The organism is Paenibacillus sp. FSL R10-2788, from assembly GCF_038003885.1.
Taxonomy (GTDB): domain Bacteria; phylum Bacillota; class Bacilli; order Paenibacillales; family Paenibacillaceae; genus Paenibacillus_AQ; species Paenibacillus_AQ odorifer.
In genome coordinates this window covers 3,340,919-3,359,056 of record NZ_JBBOQA010000001.1, presented here as the reverse complement: position 1 = coordinate 3,359,056, position 18,138 = coordinate 3,340,919, and the positions used below count along the sequence as shown (strand labels likewise).

The following is an 18,138-nucleotide window of genomic DNA, read 5'->3' as shown; positions in this document are numbered from 1 at the left end:
ATGCTACGGATTAAACCTTTTGGATAAGGGCATCTTGTTCTTCTTTATATTTTTGATTATCCATTATTCTAAAGAACGGATAGTAAATAATAAACGCTACTGCAAACAGTACAATTTGTAAGATCATTCCCGAGATACTACCTGTCATCAAATATCCGCCGATAATTAATGGCATTGTTCCCGGTGGCAGTACACCTATTGGCAACGCTACTAATCCAAAATCCATGGAGAGATAGGTTATCAAAACAGTAACAATCGGTGTTATAAGAAATGGGATTAACATCATTGGGTTTAATACGATAGGCATCCCAAAGATTAACGGCTCATTGATATTAAATAGTCCTGGTCCAATCGTCAGTCGACCCATTTGTTTCAGCTGTTTGCTCTTCGCAAAGAATAACATAGCAATCGTTAGTCCTAGAGTTGCACCAGATCCACCGATAAAGATAAGATATCTGAATTCTGCTGTAACAATATTATGGACGGGTGAACCCGCTGCGTAGGCTGCAGCATTTTCTGAGGTCAATTGCAACCAGATAGGCAACATGACAGAACCTACAATGGTGGAACCATGTAATCCGATTGCCCATAATAAGTTGATTAACAAGAACACAACAATTGTTCCCGCTAAGCTTGTTCCAACAGTGGTTAATGGTTGTTGAAGAAGCTTGGCAACAATGGTATGCACGTTATCAAAACCAGTAAAGTTCTCAACAAGTAGGCGAACTCCCCAGACACTCACGATAACAAAGAAACCAGGAATAATCGCTGTAAAGGATTTAGCAACTGTTGGCGGCACACCATCCGGCATTTTAATAACTATATTTTTTTGTACGATTCTGCGATATATTTCTGTTGCGAAGATTGCGGTTAACAACCCTACAAATAAACCTTGACTCGAAAAATAATTCACGTTCATTGCTTTTGTGACAACATCATCTACTGTGAAAGAAGTTGATGGAGTGACTACAAAATATGAACATAATGCCACAGCCCCTGAAGAAAGCGGATCCACTTTATAGCTCTCTGCTAGTCTATATCCCACGGCAAATGTTGCAACTAATGCGACAAGGTTAAATGTACCATTGTACGGATATAGTAAGGCTGTTTTGATATTTGGATGGGCGACCAAGAAATCTAAATAGGCTGGAATTGGCAGGTTTGCTAAGATTAAAAAAATGGAACCGATAATAATAAACGGGATAGTTAAAACCATTGCATCGCGAAGCGCTTGTAAATGCCGCTGACCAGAGATTTTACCTGCAACTGGCATTACCTTATCTTCTAAAAATTTCGTTATTTTATCCATAGTTTCTTGCACGCTCCCGAAGAAGTATTTTCTTATTGCGATGCCACTTCTTTTTGATCCTATTTTGAAAGCTTATAAAGTTCAATGATTTCCGTAACAAGTAAAGAAATGGTCTCTACACTCATAAGTTGGTCTTCAGCATGCATAAGGATCAGTGAGAATTGAAGCTGTTCGCCATTTGCTTCTCTTTTGATTAATGATTTATGCATTTTATGACCTTCTCTAAAAAATTGCTTTGATTCTTCTAATTTTTCTTGTGCCTCTTTAAATTCTCCCTCTTTGGCTGCGTAAAGCGCCTCCATTACTAAGCTTTTAGCTGCGCCTACATTACTGATAATGTTAAAAGCCACAGTATAGTATTCCTCTTTCACTTCATCTACCATTTCTCTCTACTCCTCTCTTATCTCTATTTACTTTCAATTAATTGCAAGGCTTGTTCAAGTACTTTTTCACCGTTCATCATTCCGTAATTCAACATATCAATAGCTTCTATAGGAATGTTTTTATCTGCTAATCTTGTTTCTAATTGCTTTTTCATATATTTCACCTGAGGTCCTAACAATAAGACATCAACCTTTTTCTCTTGCAAAGTAATATCAATTTCAGATGCTGATTTAGCAAAAACATCGACATCCAACCCTTTTTCTTCAACAACCTTCTGCATTTTTGTTACTAAAAGGCTTGTACTCATTCCTGCTGAACACACTAACATAATTGTATTCATATTGACTTCCCCCTAAAATTATCATTTATTGAACACCTTTAGTGTAAACTTAAATCGCTTTCTTTTTAAGTTAACCTTTTTCCAAATCAACAGGAAACGGTTACATTGCAAATAGTAAGGCAGTACCTAATTTCTCACTCACTCTAGTTTAGTAATTGTATAATTTCTTCCACAGAGTCCTTAGCAAGGATCTGCACAACAATCTCTTTATCCTCTATCAATGATCCTAGCTTTTTATACATTTTATCTAGGTCGACATTGTTTCCTTCTTTAATGTTTAATAAACAAATTAATTGCACCATTTGCTTATCATTCCAACGAATAGGACGTTTTAACGTACAGATTGTCCAAAAGGTTTCCGAGGTAACAGGAAGTGAAGGATGTGGAACAGCGACAAGATTTCCAAAACTAGTGGGTGCATAGGACTCTCTTTCAACTACTAAGGATTCATAATGCTCTGGTACAAGTCCTTGTTTTGTTAGCTCATTGCTTAAAAAATGAATCACACTCTCCTTTGTGGTAAATTCTTTTTTCACGAATACTCTAGATGCGTCAAGGTAAGAATGAGTTTCTGCGACCTGTTCTGAAGACAGTAAGACGTCCTTGATTCTTTTGAGGTCTTTAGCTTCTAGAAAGGTATTTACAACATAGACGGGAATACCTATATCTTCATTGATCGGAACTGTACTGATAATAAAATCAATCGAAGAGAGGTCCGTTTCTGCTAATTTGTAAAAACTAATTGTGTCTACAATCTGCAATAGATTCTCAAATGAATTGATCAATCGGTAATAAAGTAATTTGGCACTTCCAACACCAGACGCACATACAAGAATAACTCGTTTTATTTTTTTGTTTTTATTTTTCATTCTTTCTAAAGCAACCCCAATGTGCAAAGCAATGTAAGCAACTTCATGTTCTCCAACTTCTGAATCCAAATAGTAGTTAATACATTTACTCGCAATAAGTGCTCCTTCGAATGCGGCTGGAAAACTCGTCTTAATATCATTTAACAGAGGATTTCTAAAATTCATGTTGTATCTTAATCTATTCATCGCAGGCCTAATGTGAAGGGTCAGGGCTTGAATAAATTCATGGTCATGGCCAAAATCCCAATTCAACTCAGTTTGTAAACTTTTTAAAATACAGCTGACAATGGAGTCCACTTCATCGAACTTACTGTACTCCGTTAGATTTTCTTTCGGCAGCAATTTTGTTCCAACCAAATGGATGATAATATAATTAATCTCTGAATCGGAAAAGAGCAGATCTGTGAACTCTTCTATGTCTTTAACAATTTCATGGGCAACAATTTTTTCAAAAGGATACTCTTCCATAAGATTTACCGACGGTTGTTCGATTAAAAATCCCTCTTCGATACGTTTACAAGCTATTATTAAGTGAATAGCGAGGTTTTCCAAGGAAATATCTGAAATCTCAATTTTGTATTTATTTACTTTGCCGATGATTATTTCTTTGATTTTCGTGTATACCTCTTTGTCAAACAAAGTAAAGTTATCGAAAGTTGGATCGGAGTTTTCTTCTCTTTTGTATAAAAAATTAGACAAACATATTCGTTTCTTAAATTCATCGCCCTCTATAAACAGGCCATAATGAGGCCGATTAACTAAATTCAGGTTGTATTTTTCCAGTATCTTACGCACTTCTTTTAGATCGTTTTGGATTGTCGATTTAGATACAAACATCTCATCTTCAATAGTGGCCAACTTGATATACTTATTTTCTAATAAAAACCGACTCAACAAATAAAGAACCCTATTATCTTGTTCAGAAAAGTCTACTGTAGAAGGATTGATTTTATCATTAGTTAACTCATGTAATTTTTGAGAGAATGTATCTTTATCGATGATTCTTATAACGAAGCCTTTCCCACGAATTAACTCTATTTTTAGTCCTACTATGGCGGATATATTTTGTAACTCTTTCAAATCATTACGGATCGTTCGATCGCTAACATTCAGTTCTTTAGCAATCCATGCAGCTGTGACAGGTTGATTAGAATTAATTAAGTATAAAAGTATTTCTTTTTGCCGTTTTGAAAACAATTGTATCCCTCTTTCTTATCCAGAGTATGAATATGAGCTAATATTAACTGAAGCATACATTTACATACATTTGCTCATTTTTTTATATCGGTTACAATATCACTTCCTAAGAAAATTTGATAGTGTTCTTACAGTAACATAAGAAACAGGCGTCCTCATTTAAGAAGACACCTGTTTAAATTTCAGCTTCGTTTGACAAGTCATGGCAAGAAATTTGCGGGTTAACTCAACTTCTGCTGCAGTATAATTGCTAGCTCTTCTGCTGAATCCCACACAATAGGACGAATATCCTTAAGCTGTACAAAAAGTTTATCCGCCTCAATACTGTTTACGGTCCATAATACGGGTATGTTTAAACCAAGTGCATATCCCGCTGAAAAATACACCTCTGGGGATTGCCCCGTTAAATCTGCGATAATCAGTTTGCTTTCTGCGATTTGATCCAACTCGTATTTTTCGCCGTTTTGAGTTTTCGTATGTGTTAATAAGCGCGGCAGGAAACCACACTGTTCTATTTTGGGCAATAACTTCTCCAGCCATGTTGTAGACAAATTTTCTTCATCCGACACGAGCACGAGACAAGGTTTTAGTTTTTTACCTCCAGCGCTTTCCGCAGCTTCATTCCAGCCGGTTTCAGTAAGCTTAAAGGTCATGCCTTCCCTGATCAGAAGCTGATCACTTATCAACTTGTCTATGATGTATACCAGCTCTTGCAGATTGGGAGAATACGTCAAGTTATAGCTGCTAGAGAGGGGTTGAATGACAACCGCTTCCCCCGGGCCTTCAGAATGTCTATATAAATATTGCAGTAGACGGTTTCCTTTATCTTCAATGCTGACAGGTATTTTTGGTGAATTTACAATGGACTCTAAATCATCAGCAGATATAGTGATCTTTTCATCACAATCAGTCAGCTCACGTATGTAAGCAGATACTACATGAAGCATGTCGCGTTTCTTTTGATGCGGGAGCGAATTAATGGGTTCGTAGCTGTCTCTACGTAGACTATAAAACCCGCCTGGTGAACAAGAACAGCCTATATATCTATCGTTATCGCCTTCTGGTTCAATGGAAACAATCTCATCACAGAACAAACAGTGTTTCTTAATCATGACAACTCTTCACCTCTTATTAAGTGTTAGCCTCTACCTTACCAAGATTTTTTTGAAAAGTAGACAAGAAGATATTTCCTGTAGCAGGTTATCCCAAGGCGTACACGTAATATTTCGAGGCTCGAATGTAGATTTTATTCAATAAAAAACCGACATAGGAATCAGCTGTAAACTGAACCTTCTGTCGGTTAATATAGGCTTGGAGCAGGCATTTAGGATTGAGATAAACCTTCTATAACTTTATCAATATTCCATTTGATCATTTTAATGTATGTGTCGCCCTCTTCGCCTTTCTTAGCTAAAGAATCGGTGAAAATCTTAGAGTGTATCGGTACTCCTGTTTCATTTGCGATAGTTTCCATTGTTTTTGGATTTACGCTAGTTTCCAGAAATAATGCAGGCACTTGATTTTCATCAATGATCTTAATTATATTCTTCATTTGTTCAGGCGTTCCTTGACTATCCGTATTGATCTCCCAGATAAAAGCTGATTCAAATCCGTAAGCTTTAGAAAAATATTTGAATGCTCCTTCGCTGGTAACAAGGATACGTTTCTCTTGTGGAATTTTTTCGACTGCTTCTTTTGCATATTGATCCAATTCATTCAGTTTCTTAACATATTCCGATTGATTATTAAGATAAAATTCTTTGTTGTCGGGATCTTTTTCGATTACACGTTTTGTGATGATATCTACATATTTTATTGAATTCTGAATATCCAGCCAGGCATGAGGATCTACCTGTGTTTCTTTTCCTTTTTCTGTTAGGTACATCGGAGATACTTCATCTGAGACCGCAAAAGCAACATCCTTTTTATTAGTCACATCTAGAAGATCTTGAAACCACCCCTTACCTGTTTCTAGGTTCAAACCGTTATAAAACACTAAATCTGCGCTAGAAACCTTACTTGTATCCTTGGGTAATGGATCGTACATATGCGGATCTGTTCCGATGGGTACCATACTGTAAACTTCAGCTTTCTCCCCTACAATGTTTTCGGTCATATCAGCGATAATGGAGTACGTTGCAACAATCTGCAGCTTATCATGGTCTGCATCTCCTTCACTAATCTTTGAGCATGCGGTAAGAAGTACGATAAACATTGTCAAAGAGAGTATTTTTATGGTCTTCATCCTTGCTTCAACCCTTTCCTGAAAAAATTATTTTTGGGTGAGATTATAAATGAAATTCCGAACATGCTTACGCCGACCAGAACAATCGTCGCACTTGTAGGTAAATTGAATTTAAAGCTTACAATTACACCTATAATCCCGGATACAGCGCCGATTGTAGAAGCTAGGATAATCATGTGGAACAGCTTATTCGTCCAGAGATAGGATGTAGCAGCCGGAATAACCAGCATTGCAATCACAAGCACAATTCCTACTTGAGATAACGAAGATACGGTAACTACAGATAGGAGCATCATCAATAAATAATGATAGAACCCTGTTTTTAACCCATAGGCTTTGGAAACAACCGGATCAAATGAACTCATTAAAAGCTCTTTATACAGCAATGAAATGATGGCAATAACAACAAGCATAATAATAAAGGATTGCATTAACTCCGACTGTGGGACGGCCAGAATATTACCAAATAGAATGTGAGTTAGATCAAGCCCGCTTTTGGCGAAAGTAATTAGGACAATGCCTAGCGCAAAAAATGAGCTAAGAATAATGCCAATAGAAGTGTCACTTTTAATATTGCTGCGACTTGTTATAAATTGAATGAGAACTGCTGCTAATAGTCCAAACAGTGAAGCTCCAAGAAGGATGTTGATTCCTAAGATATAAGATAACGCCACCCCGGGTAACACCGCATGTGATAACGCATCTCCCATTAATGACATCTTTCTGAGCACAATAAAGCTTCCTAAAACCCCTGATACAATTCCAAGAATGATAGCAGATAATCCCGCGTTAAGTGCATATATTGGAATGTTTAATACCCCTGAGAAATAATCAATCATGATCTGTCGCCCCCATCCCTTTGATCACCAGATTACCTAAGGAGGCACCATAGGCGCTGAGGATATTCTCTGGCGTAAAGGTGTCTTTAACGTCACCAAAAGCAATTAATTTCTTATTGAGAATGATGACTTTGTCAAAATATTCTTCGACCTCATGCAAATCATGATGAACGATGAGTATGGTTTTCCCTTCTTCGCGAAGTTGTTTTAGCAGCTTTACAATGATTTTCTCACTGACTAAATCTATGCCTACAAAAGGTTCATCTAAAAAAAATACATTTGCTTGTTGTGCAAGTGCCCTGGCGATAAAAACTCTTTGGAGTTGTCCCCCGGACAGATTGCTGATTTGTTTATTTGCAAGATCACTTATATCCACCATCGCCATACATTCCTCGACTCTTTGCCGCTCTGTTTTTCCGGGACGCTGGAAGATTCGCAAATTAGGGTAAGTTCCAGTCAGCACTGTATCCCTTACCGTGATTGGAAAAGAAAGATCAATGTCATTCTTTTGCGGCACATATGCGATCTTCCGTTTGTACTCAGAAATATCTTTTCCCTCCACCATAACTGATCCTGTTCTCTTCTTTATCACCTCTAACAAAGACTTGATAAATGTAGATTTCCCGGCACCATTTGGTCCGATAATTCCGATTGCATACCCAAAGGGAATATCAATATTTACATTTTCTAGTGCAGAATTACCGAAATAATCTACGTTTAGGTTTCTGATTTCAATCATAAAAAAAACTCCTTATCTCTGTTAAGTTCATATGTAGCACTGTTCTGTTCACCCGGTTAATTTATTTCCTAATAGAAACAATGATTCCTTTGGTTCAATTTGTTTCCCTCGGTAAACATTTATTCTTATATACAATATATTTACCCAAGGGCAATATGTCAACAACAATCCTTAAATCAACAAAAAAAAGAACCCAAGTGATTTGAGTTCTTTTTCATTATTACAATATAAAAATATCATAGTTGCAGTAGTTTTAAACATCTAGGCTGCATCAAATAACCCCCTGTAATAAGCTCTGCCTGCAATTGAATCGTATATTCTCCTGCCGTGGGGAGATACAGTTCACCTACTTGAAAGCTTTGAAAATTATTAACCTCATCGGTAGAAATAACTTTAGCTTGCAAAATTTGATCCGCAGCCTTGATGAGGTAGACTCCGCCACCGCCATTCTCTCCTTCTTCGCTGCGATATGCGATACTAACTTGAAATCTTACCGGACCTAATGTCCGGACATGCCAAACTGTGGTATCCTCTCTATCCTTCCAGTCCAACAAATTATCATGGTCTTTTTTTCCTGTATCGTAACGGAGGGTTGGACCAAAGATCTCGCTTTCAAATACCCCCAATTCTAGTAAGGTATCTTCTCCAAAGTCCAATAATCGGACTGGATTACCTTCTACAGGTTCTGCACAGACAATTGCGATGACCAGCGGCATGTTGTTAGAATTTTCGGCAAAGTTCGGTAAGCTGGGGAGTTCGACTTCCAGATCCTGCTCAGATAGCTTTGTGAAAAACAGCTCCTCCCCTCCATCTAAAGCAAATACCTTTTGAACAGCGGTCTTCAGACCGGGAACGATTAGCTTATTTCTCTTCTTAAGATTGAAAACATGCAGATATAATGTGTTTCCTTTCAAAGTGCATCTACCCCAAGACGGTTTGGCTGTGGGCGATTCTCCAGCACCGTAAATGCTATCCCCATTGGTATTTAACCAATCTCCTACTTCAAGCAAAATGGATTCGGATACTGGATCCCATTCCCCTGTCGCTGTTGGGCCGATATTGATAACCAGATTCCCATTTTTGCTTACAACATCGATGATCTGGCGGATGATAGTTACAGGAGATTTCCAATGGTGATCGGATCTCTTATACCCCCATGAGTCATTTAACGTAATAATATTCTCCCAGTACTTACCAAGGTTACGAGTCGTAAGTTGATTATCAGATGTATTTGAATAATCTCCAAGTGGTGCTTTCCATACTCTGCTATTGACCAAACAATCTGGCTGAATTGCATGAACCGCCGCCAAAAACGCTTCTCCTTGCTCACGGGTCAGTTTGCCCCCGCAATCAAACCACATTAAACCAACTTTTCCGTAGTCCGTCAGCAGCTCACGGACTTGAGGGATTGATTTGCTGTGCAAATATCGTTCAAAGCGGGTGTGTTTATCGATATCATTTAACCAAGTTTGAACGTCATCATAAGCGCCGATATTCAGTGGATAATCCCAGGTATTCCCTTGAGAGTCTGGATCATGCCAATCCATCGCATGGGAGTAGTAAATTCCGAGTACCATTTCTTCCGCACTACATGCCTCCATTAGTTCCCGAAGGGGGTCACGGCCTAATGAGGTGTGCTTGACGATCGAATATTCGGATACATTCGAGTCATACATCGCGAAGCCGTCGTGATGTTTAGCTGTAAAGATGATATATTTTAGGCCAGCACGCTTGGCAGTCCGCACCCACTTCATTGCATCAAAAGCTGATGGACTGAACGCTGCGGCCATTTCCTCATATTCAGCAACTGGGATCTTCGCGCGTAGCATAATATGCTCACTGTAAGAAGCTTGTATTTCTTTTCCCTTCCATTCACCCGCAGGCAGGGCATAAGGTCCCCAGTGAATAAACAAGCCGAGCCTGGCTTCCTGCCACCATTCCATACGCCGAGCCTGTTCATTGTCTATCGGAGTTTCGACGGACTGTATACTATACGGATCATCGAGAAGGTTTTCTGTTGTTTTTCCGTTTCTTACCATAACTGAAGAACGGTTCCGCGGAGTTTAGATACAGCCTCGACAAAGAAATAATCGCCATAGATCAGTGGCGTATCAATGTGCACACCCCCTGGGAGATTGGATGTTCCAGAAAGAATCAATCCCTCCTCTTCCGGAATGTCCCAAGTCCCATAATTCTCATAAAGTGAGCGAACGATTTGTTCTGCGGCTCGCAGGTAAAAAGAGGCTTCCGTCTGTGGTACGATCTTTGCCAGCTCGATCAAGCCACATGCCGCACATGCACCAGCAGAGGTATCACGCGGCTTTTCGCCTGCATCAGGTGCCCTGAAATCCCAGTGAGGTACATGATCCTCCGGAAGATTAGCCAAGAAGAAGTGCGCAGCTCTTTTAGCTCCCGATAGAAACTTGTTCTCTCCGGTATAGTGATAATTCAAAGTAAGACCGTAAATCATCCATGCGCTGCCCCGTGCCCAAGCGGATTCTTCCGCATAACCTTGGCCGGACATAGCGCCTATTTTTTCTCCTGATTCCGGGTTGAACTGCAGAATATGATAACTTGATCCATCCGGACGTAAAAAATGCTCCACTACCGTTTCCGCATGCGCAGCGGCGATATGCCGGAAACGCGGATCCTCTGTAACTTCCGATGCCCAGTATAATAAGGGCAGATTCATTACAGTATCAATGATGGACCATCCCGCCCGGTTTATCTTCTCCGAGTCATGCCAGGCTCTGATAAATGACCCTTTCAGGTTAAAGCGGCTGGCCAGTTGAGCGGCAGCCATCAACCCGCGCTGCTTGGAGCGTTCATTACCAGTCACGCGGTAATTGGCCAAAGCTGAGAGTGTCCATATAAAACCGGCATCATGATGAACGGAAAGAGCATAAAGAGGTTCATCCAGTTTCTCTTCAATTTGCTCGGCGATTTCTTGCAGCGCCGGATAATTCCCCTCTGCGGCAATCTGCCACAAAATACCCGGCCAGAACCCTGCTGTCCACCACGATGGACGCATGTTGTCGTATACTCCACTCATGGAAGCATGCGGAAAACTAACGCCAATTCGCTTACTAGTCTTTTCCACTTTATTTATAATTTGTTGCCATGCGCTATCCGCCCATTCCAGAGTTGACTCCGAAATTACCAGTTCGCGATTTTGTTGAGTTGGTAGTACATCTCCCATTTTAGTACCTCCTGTTAACATTGATGATATTTATGAAATTCAACCTCTTAAAGCGTTGTCCTTAGTGGAATGACCATATTCCAAGTGTGCTTCGCATTTCGGAACCCTCCCGGTCCATCTGCTACCGCAGCGAATAAATGGGTAGGAACCCCTTCCTGAAATAATAGGAACGGCCGTTCAAAGCTGCCCATCCACTGCTCAGTGCCGTCCTCCCAGAGAACTCGTCGGGAATACGATTGCGTTGAATCAGCCAGTTGCCAGTCGGTTCCATTCTTAGAAGATGCAAATATCCCACCGTGCTTTTCTCCACATATCCGGCCATCCATATCCTTGGCGATCATTTGGTACCCGTCCGCCGTCCGCCAGATAAATGGATCTTCAATATGAGACCGCTCTGGTGGAAACAGCGGTGCGTTGTTAATTACTCTATATGGCCCTTCGTCCTTAGATGAACCGGCAATGCCAAGCGTCATCTGTCCATAGGAATTGCCTTCGTATTTGCGGGCTTTATATACCAATAGCAAGGAGCCATCTTCGCGGATACAAGGAGCCGGATTGGATGTGAGGAAGCTGTCGAACCTGCCCGGACGTGTAGGCAGAATAGGTGCATCCATCCTTGTCCATGGTCCGAATACACTGTCGGCTACAGCTAGGCCAACACGTTTGTTGGCACGAGCGGCAATCACCCGATAGTCGTCAAGTTCCACTGTTTCATTAGGCTGCGGCTCAGCGAATGGATGAGTTGAGCCCATATAATACAACAGAAACTTATCGCCATAACGAAGGATATGCGGATTATGGGTGCTTCGTCCGTCCCAGTATTCCGCTCCCCTTGCGGGTAGTACGGTTTCTTCGTACGTATAGGGTCCTTCCGCGTTATCGGCAGATGCGCGGACAATTTCTGAGCGAAGTAACCATCCCGGATGCATCGGCAGCCACTTCGGCCAACGGGATGCGAATAAATGAAAACGCCCATCCTCGCCACGCACAGCTGATCCGCACCACACCCACCAGTCCTCCATACGGAATCCTCCGTTCAAAGGAGCAGGCAACATTCGGTCCATTAATGAAAAAGTCATTTTCTCCCTCCATGGCTTATTGCTTAACATCCGTTAGTCTATAACGTTTAGCAGCACTGCCATGCAGCCATTCCGCAGCAATATCCAGCGCCTCATCCCGGCTGATCCAGCCTTCCGCTATTTGACTTTCCAAAAAGCGCGCAAGTATTTTTTTAACGATCAGCAGCTTGCCATATGTCCATTCGATACACCGCGCATCCGAGACAATGAGCGAACACTTGAGCGGGGCGAGTGCCTCCAACCGATACTGCATGCTCTGCAAATAGGTACTGGGTCTGAAGTTATACCACCACAACCCGCCTACATGAACGTTAGGGAAATTCCATGCAGCCTGCACAACATCCAGGTTATTTAATTCCGAAGCCACCACCAGCTCAAACGGAATGGAATACCGTTCGAATAAACCGTACAGTTTAACAATCCGTAGCGAATCGTTAACTGGCGCAGCTGATGTATTACACCATCTGCGTTCGACGCCGAGAAACAACTGCAAGAACATTCCTCTTGCTTGCAGTTCCGAACAAATATGATGAAAGAGCAGCATCATAATTTCATCCGGTCCAGTTACGTTGCTAAGATTGTAAACATCATGAGCTTTGGCTTCAAAAGCTGGCAACGTAGTCATGATTCCTGGACAGCCCATAGTCTGATAAGACTGCAGCTGCTCGCTAATAAATTTTTTCGCTTGAGCATAAGCAGCCTCCCGGCTGGGATCATAGGAATCTGCAATATTCTTTGCCAGCTCAGGCAGCCAAGAGTCAATTCGAGGAATCAGTAGAGCATTTTCCCTCATGTGTGCAAAGTTGGCATGTTCCGGACGGTTTACAATAAACCGCTGCACATGCAGACGGTCAGCTACGTTCTGCGCCCAGCCGGGATCGTGACTTTGCTGTTTAATCGTTATATCCGCTTTGAACACCGACTCTGAATCTGTGATGGAGATACCGTACAGATCTTTCATGATTGCTGTAAAAGCACGATTCATCATCGTATTACGGGAAGCGTGGTAGGCGCTAACAAAAGAGTCAGCCCGTTTCTCTTTCGAAAGTTGGTCCGCATTCGCCGGATATCCTGCTGACTGAAGCTCTTGGTTCAACCAGAAATAATCGGCTATTTCCCAGAAGTCAGCCGCGTTTAGCTTATCGCCGACGAGATGGGTATGTGTATCGATTACAGGCAGACGCATGATTTCATCACACAATGAAGTTTGACTCATCGTTCTCCCTCCTAACTGGCAGGAAGCCCTTCGAATGAAGAGGCTTCCTTAGAATCTATCTATTTCCGGCTTTGCTGATTAAGGATTCCCTCATTGTTTTTGTAGCGTTCTGTTGCTTCTTTTAAGATTTCTTCGCCGCCCTTTTGCTTATATTCCTCGATGACTTTTGGGAAATCGCTAATCGGTTCTTTGCCATAAATCATTTTGACCATATGGTCTATGATCAGTTTTGGTGCCTGATCGGGACGTTTGGAGGCAAGATCAGGAAATTTGCTGAATGACTCCAGATCAGGTACAAAACCGATGCCCCCTAAGCCTTCTTTACTCAGAGTTTCATCCAATGCTTTCAAAACATCTTTACCACCCGTAAGCAGTTCAGTTCGTTCGCGGTTGATCGTTCCGTCCCCTACCCAGCGCAGCTGTGTGCGGAATTTCTCTTCATCTTGGGCAGCCTTGTTCTCTGGCAGCTTATAATCAACTTTTCCGTCTTTTACCGTGTAATTCTCGCCTTCAATCCCAAAGCTATAGAAATTACTTGCTTCCGGGGTCTGCATCCATTCAAACATTTGAATAATCCGGGCAGCCTTTTCTTTACTGACCTTATTGTTGATATACAGTGAGGTATTGACCGAACTATACAAGCCATATCCTTTTTGTCCATTGTCACCGGTTGGCGACGAGATAATATCCACTTTCGCTTCCGGATTGGATGCGGCGATTTGGGTCCGGAAATCCAGTAGATTCTGCGCGTTAGCTGTCCAGATTCCTGCATTGCCTGCAGCAATATTTTCGCCATACTGCGCCGTCTGAATTGTTGCAAAATCCTTTTGAATGAGGCCTTCGTCATACATCGTTTTGTATACGTTCAGTGCTTTTTCCATATTCTCGGAATTATAAAATTTGGGTACGATCTCTCCATTATCCTCTGTAAACTGATAGCCAAGCGCGTCATATGCACCGAATGCGATATCTGCATATTTGAAGTTCTCACGCATCTGATAAGGCGCGCTCACACCGAGTTTCTTAAAAGCGCGTAGCACATTCAAGAAATCTTCAATCGTTACAGGTACCGGGAGACCGGTTTTCTCCAATAAATCTGTTCGGATAAAGGTGGCACGTCGAGACGGATTGCTGAGCCAAGTCGGAATGCCATATATTTTTCCGTCGTAGCTGACTTCATCCCATGCTTCCTGCGGGACAACCTTCATCAAGTTAGGCGCATTCTCCTTCAGCAGATCATCCAGCGGCATAAAAACACCAGCCTGAACCGATCCAGCCATCGATTTATCTGTTGCCCCTCCGACATTTTGAACCACATCCGGAATATCACCGCCTGCGAACATAACAGCCATTTTGGAATCAAAGTCCTTCAAAGGAATTAACTTAATGTCTAAATCGACATTCGCCCGTTTTTCCAACTCCTTGACCCACTTATCAGTGTTAATGTCTTTAGAACTTTCCGTGTAAGCGTTTCCGCTTGTGTTTAACGAAATACTAAATTTAAGCGGTTTTGATTCGCCTGCTGCATCGGCGTTACCGTCCGATGTTTCATTGCTTCCGCATCCTGCGACGAGACTTGATACAAGCGCCGTGGATAGGATCAGACTAACCCATTTTTTCATCTGGATAATCCCCCTTATTAGTATAAAAAGGTATTTGGTTTACCTGTACCCATCATAAAGCTGTATCATCAGCACTCCCATGGGGTGGATTATTATGGGATGTGTTTTTTTGTGATCGGTTGCCGTTATAAAAAAAGGCCATCCCAAAAAGTCCGCGGCTCGGACCTCAGGACAGCCTTTTGATCCTCGTTCTCTTCGGCGAGTAGCGCCTATGCGTTAAGCACTTGATGTTCCTTCCTTCCGGAAATCGGCATTCTCATGATCATGCGTGTTCCCCATTCTGGACTGCTTTCTACGTCAACACCGCATTCTTCCCCGAAGACAAGTTGTATCCGGCGGTGGACATTTTGCACACCGATGCCACCTGGGCTTCCTTTACCTTCCTCCACATCGGCGAGTCGATTTTCGCTCAGTTTGAGGCGAAGTTCTTCAAGCCGCTCCGGGGTCATCCCGCTGCCATTATCCGTAATGCTGACCCAGAAGATATCGCCATCCTCTCCAGCATCAATCGTAATTGTGTGATGATCTTCAACACCATAACGAAAAGCGTGCTGGAACACATTTTCGACAAGTGGCTGTAAGGTCAAACGGACCATTTTGCGCAGAAGCATTTCAGGCTTTATCCGCACATCGATTTCAAACGGCCTTCCGATCCGGTGATTGATAATGACCATATAATGGATGACATGCTTCAGCTCATTGGCCACGGTTATCTCTTCAAGATTGGTGCGCACCGAATAATGCAGCATGTAGGACAGGGCTCCGACAATTTCTGATATTTCATCTGAATCCTGAATTACTGCATAGCAGACCACCGTTTCGAGCGTATTATATAAAAAATGGGGGTTGATCTGTAACTGTAAGGATTGGAATTCGGCCTTCTGCCGCTCGGCTTCCACTTCCTTGTTCTTCAGTTCTGATTGATACACGGTGTCCACAAGCTCTGACAGGCGCGTTACCATCAGATTGTAACGAACGATAAGCCCAGTGACCTCATCCTGGCTTTTCGGAAGGGAGATTAATTCCCAATTTCCTTTTTCGGTCTGGCTCATTCCTTTCATCAGTATACGGATTGGTGTAGTAACAGACTTACCAAATCGGCTTGCCAGAAACAGCGCTATCATAAATGTCAAAATCGCGACAGCAATAATATAATTCCGGATGGTAATTAGCGGCTTTTGCAGCTGAGTGTCTGGAATGGATACAACCAGATGCCAACCGGAATATTCCGCATTACGGCTGATATAAGATTTTTCCACTCCCTCTGCCGAGCTGCGGAACATCGCATCTCCTGCTAGCTCAATTTGCTTGCCAAGACTATCGGGAATCAACGTCCCTACTTTGTTTTGATCGTTATGATATTGAATCCTGCCTTCGCCATCTACAATAAAAAAATAGCTTTCGGGACCAAGATCGATCCCTTTCCATAACGTGGAGAGCTCCTCCGCTTTGACTTCAATGCCTACAAATCCTTTCATCTCTGGTGACTGAAGGCCACGAATGCTGCGGATTAAGGTCAACATCGGCGTTTGATCCCCACGGATACTGTAATTGATTACATTCAACTGTCCACTGACATCTGTATGTTCTTTGAAATACCTGATCTGTCTAGCGGTGTCTTCCTGTGTAAAAGATGGCGCTGAACCGCCATTATAATAATAAAGCGCATTCCCGGAATACCCGATAATATATAAGGCTTCAATCTCGGGATTGCGAATCCATACTGGTTCGACAATTGCATCGCGAATATCGGTCGTGTAGCGGTAATTTTCATATTCCTCACGGTCTGATGATAGGTCAATATATCTTTTAACTCTCAAATCCGTTAGTAGCGCCACGGTCGACCGTTGATAGGATGAAATATAGAGATTGGTATGATGAACTGCATTATTTACGATCTGAATCATTTGGTTTTCAGTGCTTGCCTGCAATTGCTTGGCAGAAATGCTGTAGAAGGAAATCCCCAGCGCTGACAGGGAAAGTAAGATGACAATGGTAAAATAAAATAGCAGCTTCCGGCTGAGGGTTGCTCTCATTATTCAATGCCAAACGAAGCACGGTATTCCGAAGGTGACACACCCACGAGATTTTTAAACGTCTTCGTAAAATGGGGATAATCCTCGTAACCTACATGAATCGAGATATCACTGATTGTCATGGTAGGTACGGCAAGAAGTCTGCGCGCTTCCTCCATTCTTCTTCGGATCCGGTAGTGTACGAAGGTTTCCCCCGTCATTTTTTTGAATAATGCGCTGAAGTAGGTGCGGGCAAGTCCCACCCGTTTGGCTACTTCTTCTAACGACACATCCTCAGCCAAATGTTTATCAATGAAAGCTTTTGCTTCTTCAACCGGGTCCTTATAGTTGCCTTTGCGAGTAAGTTGCAGCTCCGCAAGTATACCGTTTATTATTGCGACAAATGCTAACATCGTTTCTTTTTTCGTATTGGCGGCTTTCACATCTCCACAGCACCGGGACTGAGGCTTCCAGCCTCGGCGTTCCAAGCGATCTACGATCATTTGTAGACAATCATTCAGGACTGCATCCATGCTAAAGACGTTCAACCCTTCAAATAAACCGGATGTTTCTCTGTCATCAAGCAGACGGTTTGTCTCATCACGTTGCAGCAGCCAGATATGTTGTTCCAGCTGTTCGGCCCAATCCACGTATTTATGAACAGGAATAATGTTGCCTGTCATTCCGGATATAAGTTCTCTCAGCATATCATGCACATCCTGCTGGAGAACCGGCTTTAACAAATATCGCTTAACGCCGTATGCCATTGCTCGTTGAGCATATTGAAAGTCATTGTACCCGGAAATGACTGCCACCTGGACATGACTGTAATCACGGTGAATTCGTTCACATAAATCAAGGCCATCCATCCGCTTCATGCGCAAATCTGTCAGTACTAAATGCGGTTCTAGCTTTTGGATAGTTTCTAAGGCTGCTTCGCCATCGTCGGCTGTATAAATCGCGGTGAATGAGACCGGATAACGCTGGACCATCTTCACCAATCCTTTTTGAATGACAGGCTCATCTTCTACAATCAATACTCGCACTTGTATCAAATCCCTTCCGGAATGGAATCAGAATCAGTT

At 42.1% G+C, this 18,138-nt stretch carries 15 protein-coding genes; all 15 read right to left on the bottom strand.

The annotated features are described in order from the left end of the window. Positions 1-10 precede the first annotated feature (10 nt). The 15 genes from celB to NSQ50_RS14860 all read right to left on the bottom strand — a co-directional run bounded on the left by celB (position 11) and on the right by NSQ50_RS14860 (position 18,099). Positions 11-1,309 (bottom strand): PTS cellobiose transporter subunit IIC, encoded by a 1,299-nt coding sequence (gene celB / locus NSQ50_RS14930; protein ID WP_036677857.1) that lies wholly within the window; start codon positions 1,307-1,309, stop codon positions 11-13. A gap of 59 nt (positions 1,310-1,368) precedes the next feature. Further along, positions 1,369-1,692: a PTS lactose/cellobiose transporter subunit IIA gene (locus tag NSQ50_RS14925; protein WP_051490993.1), complete on the bottom strand. Its 324-nt coding sequence runs from the start codon at positions 1,690-1,692 to the stop codon at positions 1,369-1,371. A gap of 23 nt (positions 1,693-1,715) precedes the next feature. Further along, positions 1,716-2,033 (bottom strand): PTS sugar transporter subunit IIB, encoded by a 318-nt coding sequence (locus NSQ50_RS14920; protein ID WP_036677859.1) that lies wholly within the window; start codon positions 2,031-2,033, stop codon positions 1,716-1,718. A 143-nt stretch (positions 2,034-2,176) separates the two neighbouring features. Beyond that, complete coding sequence (locus NSQ50_RS14915) at positions 2,177-4,099, bottom strand: BglG family transcription antiterminator (RefSeq protein WP_036677860.1); 1,923 nt, start codon at positions 4,097-4,099, stop codon at positions 2,177-2,179. Between the two features lie 221 nt (positions 4,100-4,320). Beyond that, positions 4,321-5,211, bottom strand: coding sequence for a hypothetical protein (locus tag NSQ50_RS14910; RefSeq protein ID WP_036677862.1), 891 nt, complete (start codon positions 5,209-5,211; stop codon positions 4,321-4,323). 212 nt (positions 5,212-5,423) lie between these two features. Next, positions 5,424-6,344 carry a metal ABC transporter substrate-binding protein gene (locus NSQ50_RS14905; RefSeq protein ID WP_036677864.1) on the bottom strand — a complete coding sequence of 307 codons (921 nt, stop codon included), beginning with the start codon at positions 6,342-6,344 and terminating at the stop codon, positions 5,424-5,426. Continuing rightward, positions 6,341-7,183: a metal ABC transporter permease gene (locus tag NSQ50_RS14900; RefSeq protein ID WP_076099248.1), complete on the bottom strand. Its 843-nt coding sequence runs from the start codon at positions 7,181-7,183 to the stop codon at positions 6,341-6,343. The genes NSQ50_RS14905 and NSQ50_RS14900 overlap by 4 nt, the downstream gene beginning before the upstream one ends. After that, positions 7,176-7,919: a metal ABC transporter ATP-binding protein gene (locus NSQ50_RS14895; RefSeq protein ID WP_283160366.1), complete on the bottom strand. Its 744-nt coding sequence runs from the start codon at positions 7,917-7,919 to the stop codon at positions 7,176-7,178. The genes NSQ50_RS14900 and NSQ50_RS14895 overlap by 8 nt, the downstream gene beginning before the upstream one ends. A gap of 239 nt (positions 7,920-8,158) precedes the next feature. Then, positions 8,159-9,961 carry an alpha-L-fucosidase gene (locus tag NSQ50_RS14890; RefSeq protein WP_076222502.1) on the bottom strand — a complete coding sequence of 601 codons (1,803 nt, stop codon included), beginning with the start codon at positions 9,959-9,961 and terminating at the stop codon, positions 8,159-8,161. Next, positions 9,955-11,121 carry a glycoside hydrolase family 88 protein gene (locus NSQ50_RS14885; RefSeq protein ID WP_076222504.1) on the bottom strand — a complete coding sequence of 389 codons (1,167 nt, stop codon included), beginning with the start codon at positions 11,119-11,121 and terminating at the stop codon, positions 9,955-9,957. The genes NSQ50_RS14890 and NSQ50_RS14885 overlap by 7 nt, the downstream gene beginning before the upstream one ends. 47 nt (positions 11,122-11,168) lie before the next feature. Then, positions 11,169-12,200 carry a glycoside hydrolase family protein gene (locus NSQ50_RS14880; protein ID WP_178420256.1) on the bottom strand — a complete coding sequence of 344 codons (1,032 nt, stop codon included), beginning with the start codon at positions 12,198-12,200 and terminating at the stop codon, positions 11,169-11,171. Between the two features lie 16 nt (positions 12,201-12,216). Then, positions 12,217-13,416 (bottom strand): hypothetical protein, encoded by a 1,200-nt coding sequence (locus NSQ50_RS14875; protein ID WP_076222507.1) that lies wholly within the window; start codon positions 13,414-13,416, stop codon positions 12,217-12,219. A gap of 59 nt (positions 13,417-13,475) precedes the next feature. Next, positions 13,476-15,038: an extracellular solute-binding protein gene (locus NSQ50_RS14870; RefSeq protein WP_076099252.1), complete on the bottom strand. Its 1,563-nt coding sequence runs from the start codon at positions 15,036-15,038 to the stop codon at positions 13,476-13,478. A gap of 209 nt (positions 15,039-15,247) precedes the next feature. Then, complete coding sequence (locus tag NSQ50_RS14865) at positions 15,248-17,074, bottom strand: cache domain-containing sensor histidine kinase (protein ID WP_076222509.1); 1,827 nt, start codon at positions 17,072-17,074, stop codon at positions 15,248-15,250. Beyond that, a complete protein-coding gene (locus NSQ50_RS14860; protein WP_076099254.1) occupies positions 17,074-18,099 on the bottom strand; it encodes a response regulator transcription factor in 1,026 nt (341 codons plus the stop codon). The genes NSQ50_RS14865 and NSQ50_RS14860 overlap by 1 nt, the downstream gene beginning before the upstream one ends. Positions 18,100-18,138: the final 39 nt, after the last annotated feature.